Origin of the sequence: Acinetobacter sp. NIPH1876 (assembly GCF_022808535.1) — a bacterium.
GTDB lineage: Bacteria > Pseudomonadota > Gammaproteobacteria > Pseudomonadales > Moraxellaceae > Acinetobacter > Acinetobacter higginsii.
Genome location: NZ_JALGBR010000003.1, coordinates 106,519 through 118,430, shown reverse-complemented (window position 1 = coordinate 118,430; position 11,912 = coordinate 106,519). Strand labels below are relative to the sequence as shown.

Genomic DNA, 11,912 nt, shown 5'->3' with positions numbered 1-11,912 from the left:
TCGGTTTACTCAGGTAACTTAAAGTCAGTTACCGATTCACGTAATGATTCAGCCATGTTTGCCAACTCAGAAACTGAGCGCGCTGTATCAAACGTTGCAGTTGTTGTTTGTGAAGTAATTTCCTGTACGACATTCATCGTAGTTGCAATATGACTGGCAGATGCAGACTGAAGTTTTGCTGCATCCGAAATGCTTTCAATCAGTTTTGCCAAGTCGCCCGATACAGTCTGAATCTCATCCAGTGCAATCCCCGCATCTTTTGCCAAGTTCGCACCACGTACAACTTCCGACGTGGTTTGTTCCATCGAAATTACGGCTTCGTTGGTATCTGTTTGAATGGTTTTTACTAAGCTTTCAATCTGCTTGGTTGCTGATGCAGAACGTTCTGCAAGACGCTGTACTTCATCGGCTACGACCGCGAAACCACGACCTGCTTCACCCGCCATCGATGCTTGGATCGCTGCGTTTAATGCCAAGATGTTGGTTTGGTCGGCAATATCGTTAATCAACGAGACAATGTTACCAATCTCTTGAGAAGATTCACCCAAACGTTTAATACGTTTTGAAGTCTCTTGAATCTGTTCGCGAATATGATCCATACCTTCGATCGAACGGTTTACCACTTGCGCACCATTGGTTGCAATTTGTACCGAGCGTTGTGCTACATCAGCAGATTCAGATGCATTGGCAGATACTTGGTCAATTGACAATGCCATTTCGTTCATCGCCGCTGATGCACCTGCAATTTCTTGCGCCTGATGTTCAGAAGCTTCTGCTAACTGGTTAGTAATGCTCTGGGTATCTTGGGTATAACGTGCAACTTCTTGCGAGGTATCGGTAATTCGAGATACAAGGTCACGTAACTGGTCAATCGCGAAGTTAATCGAGTCGGCAATCGCCCCCGTAAAGTCTTCCGATACTGTTGCGTAAGAGCGTAAATCACCATCCGCTAAGTCGGCGATCTCATCCAGTAAACGTAAAATCGCGTTTTGGTTACGGTCATATTCGTCTTGTAGACGCGTTACACGTTCTTTATCAGTATTACTACGTAATGCAAGTAATTGTAATGCTGAGAATACAAGTAAACCCAAAGCGCCAATCAGTACAATACCTGCAACTACATTATCCCAACCGCCTTCGGCTTTATTTGATAAATCATTGAGCGAAGTTAAAAGTGCATCGGACTGAGAGAAAATTTGTGAAGATGCCTGACGTACACGAACAATCTGGTTGGCGTTTTGCAATACCGTTGCTGCCGCAGATTTCAATACGGCATCATAATCAGATTTAATACTGTCTACAGATTCGCGCAATGCTGCTGAACTGATGCGGTCTACACCAAGCTCTGAGCTACCATTTAACTGTGCATTTAAATACACGCCAAAGGTATCAATATCGGCACCAAAGTCATTCGCTGAAACGTTTGAGTTGTCCGTACCGACCAATACCGAGTTGATCGAACGTAAAATACGTTCTGCAATGAACACTTGGTTTTTGGTGATAATTACCTGACTACTTGGCATGTTTTCACGAACCATCTGGTCAACCATCAAGTTATATTCCGCCTGAATTTCAGGAATGGTTTCACTGATCGAGATGTTGGTGTCGTAAAGCTGGTTAATAACTTTTTGTTGCGATGCAATCAGGTCAATATTCTTGGCAACAGTATCCCAAAGACCACTCACCTTCTTGTACTCATCAGAGCCTTTACCGTAGACACTCTCAACAGTGTCTAGGTTTTCAGCAAACTGCTTCTCTGATTCAACTAGTTTTTTCATCGCTTCTGGCGTACCAGATGCAGTTGCTTCAGTTGCTTGACGCGAAATGGTTTGCGATAACAAACGCAATTCACCCAAACTACGGGTCAACTGGTTCGAGCGCGGAACACTCACGAATAAGTAAATTAAGAGGATAACTGCAAGGGCCAAAGCAATTAAAGCACGATAGATAATCGGTTTCGATTTCTCTGTTTCACCGAATAAGCGTGAAAACTGGTCAAGTTGCGCTTTAATATTATCTAAAAACGCACCACCTTTTTTCAGCCCTGCACTATCGCCATTGCCGTTCTTTTTTTTAAGTTTAAAGCCCATATCAGCTTCTCCCCTGAATACGCGTTTATGTTCCGTAGCGTATAAATTAGTTTATAAATTTTATTGATGCGTTCATGTATTGTGGATTGCTGAGCAACCGACTCAATAAAAACACATGCCATTGTTGATTATGTTGGTGGAAGTGACCTTGGCAATAATCTTTCAATTTATTATCCAGCTCATTATTTTGAGAGAAAAAACTCTTTTTATTAAAGTGTTGAATCCCCAAAACCTGATCGACGACCAACCCCACATAATGGTCTTGATGGCTAATACAAATCACTTTTTGCGTTGGGGAAAACTGACTTCGTTGTCCTGAAATAAAATGTGTTAAATCAGAAACTGAAAGTAGTCGTCCACGAATATTGGCCAAACCACGTACCCACGCCTGAGTATTTGGTACTGGTGTATATTTCGGAGGATAAATCACCTCCGAAATTTCCCCTAACGGCGCAACAAAATATTGCCCTAACATCTCAAATGCGATACCAGACCAACGGCTGACTTCATTTTGAGTTGAAGTGTATTGTTTATTGCCTCGCTTGGATAAACGAAGCAATTCGATAAATCCATTTGCTGCCATACCCTATCCCGTATTGAGAAGGCTCATCTTGAGCAAAAAATTAACTTAATAATTGTTTAATTACATCAATAAGCTGCTGTTCATCAATCGGCTTAGTCAAATAATCACAAGCCCCTTGACGTTTACCCCATACACGGTCTGTCGCCTGATCTTTGGTACTCACGATTACAACAGGAATATGCTGTGTGTCTTTGCCCTTACTAATCTGGCGTGTTGCTTGAAAGCCATTCATCCCTGGCATCACCACATCCATCAATACCAAGTCAGGCAATTCTGCTTGAGCCATAGTGACCCCGTCAGCACCATTGGTCGCTTCAATAACATCATAACCGTGCTTCGTCAAAATTTCTCTAAAGCGAAATGTTTCAGTAGGTGAATCATCTACAATAAGTATACGAGCCATTTTTTCCTCAATCTTAAATTTTATGCGCTAACGTGGTTGCGAATCGCATTTAACAATTCATCTTTACTGAATGGCTTGGTTAAATATTCATCCGACCCCACAACACGCCCTTTCGCTTGATCAAACAAACCGTCTTTGCTTGACAACATAATTACTGGAATATTTTGATAATTTAGAGAGTTTTTGATTAATGCACAGGTTTGATAACCGTCTAAACGAGGCATCATAATGTCTACAAAAACGATATCTGGATTGGCTTCTGCAATTTTTGACAATGCTTCAAAGCCATCAACCGCAGTGATCACTTCACAACCTTCACGTTGTAATAAGGTCTCAGCTGTACGGCGAATCGTTTTTGAATCGTCAATCACCATCACCTTTAAATTTTGAAATTTATCGTCCATTTATTGTCCTGCCCCAATACTCAATACAAACTATGGTTGGTTTAATTTGTTTTATACAGATTAGTTGATATTTTTAACATATCTTTACTTGCATTATCAATGAAGTTTTTTGAACCAACCTATCAGTTTCGCTTAACAATCACAAACAGTTCACACTTTTGATTAAATTCCTAATTTTTTTGCTGAATAACTATTTTTAAATGTCTAAATTAGCACTAATATACAACTGATTATTATTTAAAAATAAGTGATTTAATTAACTTTTTTACGGGGAATGTAATGACTGGTTCGTTAAAGTGCGGTTTCCGCATTCGTCACTTTACAACGATTACTCGTAGTTACATTTGTTGTTTTTTTCTATTGCTATTTGTCAACAGTTCCACTTTTGCAGCAACTGAACAGGTTAAACCTGTTTGGTATCGTTATTATGACAAAAATGGTGTTGCCAATGTCAGTACCTCGGTCACACCAGAACACATCCGACATGGTTATGAAGCACTTGATCGTAATATGCAAGTGATCAAACGTAATCGTGCTTATAATGCCGCTGCCGATGTTCAGCAATCAGCCCAACGTGAGTCTCTCGCACGCCGTCGTGAACAGGATTTAAGGCTCAAACGCGCGTATGGCAGTCCACAAATCGCAGCAACAAAACGCGATCAAATTTTAGCAAACCTCAAAAAACAGCTGAATTATCAGCAAGAACAGTTACAGCAATTACAAAAGGATAAGATTGGTTTCAAACGCCAAGAAATGGAATATCACCGCAAAGGTGAAATGCTACCTGCCCAGCTTAAAAGCAATCTAGAAAATAATGCTCAAAATATTGAAAACGTCAAAAAAACCGTTGAAAGCTTACGCAATGCCTATCACAAGACTGAAGTAGAATATAGCGACATTATCAATCGCTTAAATGCACTCGGCTCGACTTAAGCTCAAAATCTTGTATAAATCCCTCCCCCTCAATATTAATTTTTAAACAATTTCAATATTTAAACATATGCCAGTGCTATATACTGCGCGAAATTGAATGTTTCATGTCATAATGCCCATTGCTCAAAACTGAGCCCATTATTTTTGCTCATTTTATAGCACTTTTTAAATAACACTTAACTTTAGGACAGTTTCCATGCGCGCAAGCCGCTTTTTATTTGCAACGTTAAGAGAAACCCCAAATGATGCTGAAGTGATTTCACACCAGCTCATGTTACGTGCGGGGATGATTCGTAAACTCGCTTCTGGCTTATACTCTTGGTTGCCCATGGGAACGCGCGTTTTAAAGAAAGTGGATGCGATTGTTCGCGAAGAAATGAACCGTTCAGGCGCATTGGAAGTGTTCATGCCGGTTACACAACCTGCTGCGCTTTGGGAAGAATCTGGTCGTTTCGAACAATACGGCCCAGAGTTATTACGCTTTAAAGATCGTCATGACAATCCTTTCGTACTGGGTCCAACTCACGAAGAAGTGATTACCGACTTAGCCCGTAACGAGCTGAAAAGCTATAAGCAACTGCCATTGAATTTTTATCAAATTCAAACCAAATTTCGTGACGAAATTCGTCCACGTTTTGGTGTGATGCGCTCGCGTGAATTTATCATGAAAGATGCTTATTCTTTCCATGCTGACCAAGCATCATTACAAGAAACCTATGATGTTATGTACGACACCTATAGCCGTATCTTTACCCGTCTAGGTTTGGACTTCCGTCCAGTACAAGCAGATACAGGTTCAATTGGTGGTTCTGCATCGCATGAATTCCATGTACTTGCATCAAGTGGTGAAGATGACATCGCTTTCTCGACAGAGTCTGACTTTGCCGCAAACGTTGAAATGGCAGAAGCGCTTTTAGTTGGTGAACGTGCTGCAGCAACTCAAGCATTAACCTTAGTTGATACACCAAATCAAAAAACCATTGCTGATGTTTGCCAGTTCTTAAATGCTGATGCCAAACAGTCTGTTAAAGCATTGCTGGTACAAGGTCCAACTGACGACAAAGGCAATACACCAGTTGTTGCATTGTTCCTTCGTGGCGACCATGAACTCAATGATATTAAAGCTGAAAAGCATCCATTGATTGCTGCACCTTTAGCTTTTGCAACTGAAGAACAATTGCAACAACACGGCCTAACAGCTGGTTTCTGCGGTCCTCAAGGTCTGCTTGAAAAAGGCTTAACTGTGATTGTGGATCGTGCTGCATCGGTATTGTCTGACTTTGTAGCGGGTGCAAATGAAGTCGACAAACATGCAACGGGTGTAAACTGGGACCGCGATGCGAGATTCACGGAAGTGTTTGACCTACGTAATGTGGTTGAAGGTGACCCTTCTCCAGATGGTAAAGGGACAATCCAAATTAGACGTGGTATTGAAGTTGGTCATATTTTCCAACTCGGTACAAAGTATTCTGAAGCTTTGGGCTGTAAAGTCTTAGGTGAAGATGGCAAACCATTTACCGTCACCATGGGTTGTTACGGAATTGGTGTAACACGTGTTGTCGCTGCTGCGATCGAACAAAACTTCGATGATAAAGGTATTATTTGGCCACAAGCGATTGCACCTTTTGAAGTTGCAATTGTGCCAATGAATGCACATAAATCACCACGTACGCTTGAAGCAGCTGAAGCGCTCTATGCTGAATTACAAGCACAAGGCTATGACGTATTATTAGATGATCGTAACGAACGCCCAGGCGTGAAATTCTCTGATCTTGAGTTGATGGGTATTCCACACCGTATCGTGATCGGTGAGAAAGGTTTGGATGCAGGTACTTTTGAATATAAAGGCCGTCGTGATGCTGAAGCGACTAACCTTAATAAAGAAGAATTATTAGCAAAACTTGTTCGCTAATCTCAATTCTATCTGTAAAAAAGCCGTTTCATTGAAACGGCTTTTTTTATTGCTGATTTAAACAGTCAAATCTTTAATGGTTTCTGATGGCCCATTATTTTTTACAGACTCAATACCTTTATCACGAGACTGTTCATTTGAATACAGCTGACTGGTACCAATCACCTGATGGTTAGCGGCTTTTAAATTAAAATAAGGCTTATCATTCTTAGATGTTAATCGCTCATAGCGTGCATCATCTGGACTATTTTTTTGTACAGATGCAATTCCATTCTGCGCAGCTGCTTTGGTTTTATATAATTCACTATTTAAAATTGGCTCACCATTTCCTGCTTTTAATACAAAACGATATTGCCCATCACTCGCTTGACTTACTTCGAACCATCCTGCCATAAGGACCTCTATTTTTGGAGTTAGTACTGATTGTTATCTCATCCAATATAGATCAGCTCTCATCGTTTAAGAAGATTGTTTTTTGTTCACTTTTGGTAATTTGTATCAGGTAGAAAAAGGAGCATTTTCATGCTCCTAAATAAGAATTTAAATTTTCTTCACAAACTCAGATTTTAATTTCATGGCACCCACACCATCAATTTTACAATCAATGTTATGACCATCGCTTGCATCAGGCACCAAACGAATACTTTTTACCTTCGTTCCCACTTTAACGACAGATGATGAACCTTTAATTTTTAAATCTTTAACAACCGTAACGCTATCACCATCAGCCAATACATTACCGTTGGCATCTTTAATAATGTCTTGCAATTCTGAAGCAGATGCTTCCCCCTCCTTCCATTCATGTGAACATTCAGGACAAATCAATAAGTCGCCATCTTGGTAAGTGTATTCTGATTGGCATTGTGGGCAATGTGGAAAAGACATAAAAGAAACTCAAAACGACTATTATGATGGATAGACACAGTTTTTCAAAATTTAGGCTTGAATCGCTTTGCCAAGTAAATAATTTTTAAGTACCAAAGCATGATTCAGCTCAGGATCTTTAGCTGCATAAATGAGCGTCAACTGCTGTTGCGCTGCCATTTCTCGGAGCTGGTGCACATAAGGATTATCTTTAAGCTCTTGATAATACCCTTCTTGAAAGCTGAGCCAGTGCTCAGCCTTATGACAAAAGGCCTGCCGCAATTCTGTAGAAGGTGCAATTTCCTTGAGCCAAACATCCAAATGCGCACGCTCTTTAGAAATTCCTCTTGGCCACAAACGGTCAACCAGTACACGCTGCCCATCGGTTGGTTCTACAGGATCATAAATACGTTTGATCTCGATTTGCACATGACTCTCCAGCACCTTACCCGTTCAACTTTCCATTGAAATATCTATGACCTGCCCTTTGGAGTCAAAGCTCACACAAATCACATAGTTGGTGATTTCGTCTGGCAAGGTAAAATCCAGCATATCATAACTGTCTAAGTCCTCATCTTCCCACTGATGGGCAAGCACCAAAAACTCTAACACCTGTATAGGTGATGGCGTTGAAGTTGCAAAGTGCTTTTTCCAATATGCTGGCTCCACTTCCTCCAGATGGTGTTGAATAAACAATTCCACACTATCTTCGGCTTGTTGATTTTCCAAAGCTTCCCGCATGGCGATACGCGCAAGTTGTTCACGGCGTTCAACAATCGCTTGTTCTGACATAGCATCCCCCAATGTAATGATCATCAAAACTCTGTATTTAAGATTTAAACTGTTTTTCTTATTGATCTGGTATGTCTGCTTGCACCAATAAGCTCAATAAATAAAGTGATTCTTGCCAACCCAGATAACATGCCTCTACAGGAATCACATCCGGGATTCCCTCTTGTGTAATCTGTATTTCTGTGCCGACAAGCACTTGCTTCAATTGAATTGTGACTTGAATGTCACCCGGTAAATTCGGATCGTCAAAGCGATCGGTATAACGCAGAAGCTCATTGGGCACCAGTTCAACATAGGTTCCACCAAAGGAATGCGAGCTCCCCGTTGAAAAATTGGTAAATGACATTTTATAAGTTCCACCTTGTTGTGGATCTAAATGATGAACTTTTGCGGTAAATCCATGCGGAGGCAGCCATTTAACCAATGCATCAGGATCAAGAAATGCGTTATACACACGTGCAGGTGGCGCATTAAATACGCGATGTAATCGAACTGTGCCTGTCATTATTATTCTCCAATATCACTATTATTCTGTTGGATCGATTCATCATAGCGATTTATTGTACAAAAGCTATGCCTTCAATCGCTCATTTGAGCACGAATATCGAGAATCTCAAGCTGCTTTTTTGTGAAAAATGGCGCAAAATAACAATCCATCTTTTAGTGTTCAGAACGCAGATTTAGGATTGATCTATGAGTCAGCTTGGTTTTACTGCTTTTAGTTTAAATGGTGTCGATGCACAAAAATTTTTACAAGGTCAAGTGACGGTTCATGTAGAACGCTTGCCTGAAAATGAAAGTCGCTATACTGCTATTTGTGATTTAAAAGGACGTATTCATTTTGGTTTATGGATTAAAAGATTAAATCCAGAAAGTTTTGAACTTGTGACTACTCAAGATCAGGCAGAAGAATTTTCTAAGCATATTAAAAAGTTTGGTGCCTTTTCTAAAATGAAGTTAGAAGAAGTTGGAACAGTTTATCCAACTGTTGTCGGTACACAAACCGAGTTTTCTACAACAATGACAGATATCGATACTTGGCAAGTTCAGGCAATTCAGTCTGGACAGGCTTGGATTACCCAAACAACGGAACATTTGTTCCAACCTCAAGAATTACGTTTACATCAACGTGATGGCGTGCATTTTGATAAAGGCTGTTACCTTGGTCAGGAAATCGTGGCACGTCTTTGGTTTAAAGCTAAACCAAAACACTGGCTTCATTTAATCCAAGCCAAAGGTGATCTTCCTGCCTCTGCAACTCAACTCAATAAAGATGTTGAAGTAGTCAATAGTATTGCGTTTGAAGAAGGCTATTTAGCACTGGTGATTGCCAAACCCGTTGCTTTAGAAGAACTCGGCGTAATCGTTTTAGATTTACCAGAAACGCTTAATGGTGATGTAGCAAGACCAAGCTAAATACTTGTAAAAATCAGGCTTTGATTTTATATTGAAAACTCATGTGTTATCGCGGCGGCTGAACCCGATCAACTCATGAGTTTTTTAATATGGATGATGTAGCACAACAACGTAATCGAGCGTGGCGGCGTAAACAAAAATTTCTATTTCGTGGTCGAGACTGTAGGCATAATTCTCTCTGTTGGAAACCTCCCAAACAATGGAAATATCTGTATACACGACAAGATAAACTTGCACGTGCCAAGCAATTAAGAATTGAATATCCTCGAATTTCCAAAGCAAAATATTTACGTGAAGCTCATTTCAACTCTTGGATTTAACATACTGAACACTCTTTTCATTTGCAGTCGCAATCAATGGCGCAGTCCTACAGCCGAACGTATTTTCGTTCAAGGGTATGGCTTACATACCCGTTCAGCAGGGACTAGCCGTCACGCCAAACATACTCTCTCTTTAAAGGATATTGCTTGGGCTGAACAAATTTTTGTAATGGAGTCTCGACACAAGCAACAGATCAAACAACAGTTTTCCAAACAGCTCCTGCATAAGCAAGTGTTCGTGCTCGATATTCCCGATGACTATCACTATATGGATGCTGAGTTAATCGAATTGCTGCAATTGGCAATGCAGCCTTATTTGAAATAAAGTTTAACGATCATTCTTGTCGAGAATCGAAATGAAGGTTATTGTTCACCTATTCTCAATACAACCGATTTCTCATGAAAATAATGATCAAAACATGGTTATCTGCACTCAGTCTGAGCCTTCTCAGCGTACAAAGCCTACATGCCGATAGCAAAACACTGGAACGAAACTTCAAACAGAATTATCCTGATATTCCAGTCAAATCCGTCAGCCCCTCTCCTTTACCCGGTATTTATGAAGTCTATGCCGCAGGTAAAATTATTTATACTGATGAAACAGCCAAATACCTATTTTTTGGTAACCTCCTCGATGTCAAAAATAAGAAAAACCTAACCGAAGAGCGCTTGGCTGAATTTGGTAAAATTGATGTTAAACAGCTGCCGCTCGATCAAGCAATTAAATATGTAAAAGGTAATGGGGAACGTATCCTCTATGTCTTTAGCGATCCTGATTGCCCTTATTGCCAAAAGCTTGAGCAACATATGACTTCGGTTGATAATGTCACCGTGTATCTGTTCTTGTTCCCGCTTAAGAGACTACATCCTCAAGCAGAAACGATTGCGAATAAAATTTGGTGTTCGAAAAACCCGTATGAAGCTTGGGAAGATTATATGCTGCACCGTAAAGCACCTAAAAATGCAGCACAGTGTGAAACCCCTATTCAGAAGAATCTCGCCCTAGGTCAAAAATTACAAATCGATGGAACACCAACTTTATTTTTGCAAAATGGGATGCGGCTCTCTGGTAGTCCACAAAATGCTGAACAAATTGAGCAACTTTTACAAGAAGCCAGTCCCCCAAAATAAAGATTAAATATGAAGGCTTGTTGACTTTTCTGCCACAAAAAATCTCAAGCCTTCTTTCATATTTTTCAACCTAAGACATTAACTTTAAACAACTAAATAAAAATAAAGTTCCAGTTCAGTCTCTTCCATTTGCTAAGATTTATACAAAATCCTTATTTACATTTTTAACTAAACTTTTATGATGGGAACAGCATATTGAGTTCTGCTATGCAAAGGATGAAAGCAGATCAACATGAAAGGAAAAAATAAACATGAAAAAATTGCTTATCGCAAGTTTAATGACGATTGCAAGCCATGCAACATTCGCAGCTGCCCCTAAAACGTCAACGATTAAACCTGATCCTGCATTTACTAAAGCGACTCAACTTTATGAAGCAAAGGATTACCCTGCTGCCTTCCAAGAAATGCAACGCTTAGCCACAACAGGAAATAAGCAAGCTGTCTATAATCTTGGTTATATGACTCAACTTGGCCAAGGTACAGTAAAAGATGATAAAAAAGCGTTGCAGTATTACCAAGAGGCATCTAATAAAGGCTATGGACCAGCAAGCTATGTCCTAGCGCAGGCCTACCATAAAAGTACGCTTGGCTTAACACATAATCCGCAAAAATATAAAGAGTATTTAGATAAGGCCTCGACTCAAGGCTCAGATGAAGCAACTGTTGAGTTTGCTGATTTATTATTCAGACAAGGAAAACCAGAATATGACCAAATTGCCATTCAGAGGTTGCTCCCTTTACTCCGAAAGGACTATTATCCAGCGAAGAATTTAAAAGCAGTATATGATCTTGGAATTGGCGTAAAGAATAAAAACCCTTTCATGCAACAACAAGCGGTTGAAAGCTTGAAAGATCTTGCCAAGAAAAATTATGCGCCATCTCTAATGATTTTGGGTAACATGCTTGCTAATGGCAACATTATCGATCAAGATTTAGAGCAGGCAAAAAATATTTTTTCTCGTTTAGCTGAAGCAAACTACCCCAATGCGAAAGAATCTTTAGCCAAGGTTGAAGAAGCAATCGCAGCAAAAAAAGCAGCAACTAAAAAGTAGAAAACAAAGAGC

Annotated in this window: 16 protein-coding genes; 7 read left to right on the top strand and 9 right to left on the bottom strand. The window is 40.1% G+C overall.

What is annotated here, in order from left to right; translation table 11 throughout:
• Nucleotides 1–5: 5 nt before the first annotated feature.
• The 4 genes from MN869_RS04455 to pilG are packed head-to-tail and all read right to left on the bottom strand — an operon-like array spanning nt 6 to nt 3,480.
• Nucleotides 6–2,090, bottom strand: a complete 2,085-nt coding sequence (locus tag MN869_RS04455) for a methyl-accepting chemotaxis protein (protein WP_005322576.1) — start codon at nt 2,088–2,090, stop codon at nt 6–8.
• A gap of 46 nt (nt 2,091–2,136) precedes the next feature.
• Nucleotides 2,137–2,673, bottom strand: a complete 537-nt coding sequence (locus MN869_RS04450) for a chemotaxis protein CheW (RefSeq protein ID WP_005206065.1) — start codon at nt 2,671–2,673, stop codon at nt 2,137–2,139.
• A gap of 40 nt (nt 2,674–2,713) precedes the next feature.
• Entirely contained in the window at nt 2,714–3,076 is a 363-nt protein-coding gene (locus tag MN869_RS04445) for a response regulator (protein ID WP_004652355.1), read from the bottom strand.
• 20 nt (nt 3,077–3,096) lie between these two features.
• Nucleotides 3,097–3,480: a twitching motility response regulator PilG gene (gene pilG, locus MN869_RS04440; protein WP_004802929.1), complete on the bottom strand. Its 384-nt coding sequence runs from the start codon at nt 3,478–3,480 to the stop codon at nt 3,097–3,099.
• Nucleotides 3,481–3,759: 279 nt separating this feature from the next.
• Here pilG and MN869_RS04435 point away from each other — a divergent pair, with 279 nt between their 5' ends.
• The gene (locus MN869_RS04435) at nt 3,760–4,413 is read left to right on the top strand and encodes a hypothetical protein (protein ID WP_005206068.1); all 654 of its coding nucleotides are present in this window, start codon (nt 3,760–3,762) and stop codon (nt 4,411–4,413) included.
• Between the two features lie 196 nt (nt 4,414–4,609).
• Nucleotides 4,610–6,325 carry a proline--tRNA ligase gene (locus MN869_RS04430; protein ID WP_005206069.1) on the top strand — a complete coding sequence of 572 codons (1,716 nt, stop codon included), beginning with the start codon at nt 4,610–4,612 and terminating at the stop codon, nt 6,323–6,325.
• 57 nt (nt 6,326–6,382) lie between these two features.
• Here the strand turns inward: MN869_RS04430 and MN869_RS04425 are convergent, their stop codons facing one another.
• The 5 genes from MN869_RS04425 to MN869_RS04405 form a co-directional block, all read right to left on the bottom strand.
• Nucleotides 6,383–6,718, bottom strand: a complete 336-nt coding sequence (locus MN869_RS04425; RefSeq protein WP_005192866.1) for a YegP family protein — start codon at nt 6,716–6,718, stop codon at nt 6,383–6,385.
• A gap of 147 nt (nt 6,719–6,865) precedes the next feature.
• On the bottom strand, nt 6,866–7,210 hold the full coding sequence (locus tag MN869_RS04420) for a zinc ribbon domain-containing protein YjdM (protein WP_241304717.1): 345 nt from the start codon (nt 7,208–7,210) through the stop codon (nt 6,866–6,868).
• Between the two features lie 51 nt (nt 7,211–7,261).
• Nucleotides 7,262–7,618 (bottom strand): DUF488 domain-containing protein, encoded by a 357-nt coding sequence (locus tag MN869_RS04415; protein ID WP_241304716.1) that lies wholly within the window; start codon nt 7,616–7,618, stop codon nt 7,262–7,264.
• A gap of 24 nt (nt 7,619–7,642) precedes the next feature.
• Nucleotides 7,643–8,005, bottom strand: coding sequence for a DUF2004 domain-containing protein (locus MN869_RS04410; RefSeq protein WP_005206072.1), 363 nt, complete (start codon nt 8,003–8,005; stop codon nt 7,643–7,645).
• A gap of 34 nt (nt 8,006–8,039) precedes the next feature.
• On the bottom strand, nt 8,040–8,492 hold the full coding sequence (locus MN869_RS04405) for an SRPBCC family protein (protein ID WP_171550298.1): 453 nt from the start codon (nt 8,490–8,492) through the stop codon (nt 8,040–8,042).
• A 182-nt stretch (nt 8,493–8,674) separates the two neighbouring features.
• Here MN869_RS04405 and MN869_RS04400 point away from each other — a divergent pair, with 182 nt between their 5' ends.
• From MN869_RS04400 to MN869_RS04380, 5 genes are all read left to right on the top strand, one after another.
• The gene (locus MN869_RS04400; protein WP_005206074.1) at nt 8,675–9,397 is read left to right on the top strand and encodes a folate-binding protein YgfZ; all 723 of its coding nucleotides are present in this window, start codon (nt 8,675–8,677) and stop codon (nt 9,395–9,397) included.
• 89 nt (nt 9,398–9,486) lie between these two features.
• Nucleotides 9,487–9,717, top strand: a complete 231-nt coding sequence (locus MN869_RS04395; protein WP_005206076.1) for a hypothetical protein — start codon at nt 9,487–9,489, stop codon at nt 9,715–9,717.
• Nucleotides 9,689–10,042: a protein tyrosine phosphatase gene (locus MN869_RS04390; protein WP_241304715.1), complete on the top strand. Its 354-nt coding sequence runs from the start codon at nt 9,689–9,691 to the stop codon at nt 10,040–10,042. Before MN869_RS04395 ends, MN869_RS04390 begins: the two co-directional genes overlap by 29 nt.
• Nucleotides 10,043–10,125: 83 nt before the next feature.
• Nucleotides 10,126–10,848, top strand: a complete 723-nt coding sequence (locus MN869_RS04385; RefSeq protein WP_017402217.1) for a DsbC family protein — start codon at nt 10,126–10,128, stop codon at nt 10,846–10,848.
• Nucleotides 10,849–11,099: 251 nt separating this feature from the next.
• On the top strand, nt 11,100–11,900 hold the full coding sequence (locus tag MN869_RS04380) for a tetratricopeptide repeat protein (RefSeq protein ID WP_005206079.1): 801 nt from the start codon (nt 11,100–11,102) through the stop codon (nt 11,898–11,900).
• Nucleotides 11,901–11,912 lie beyond the last annotated feature (12 nt).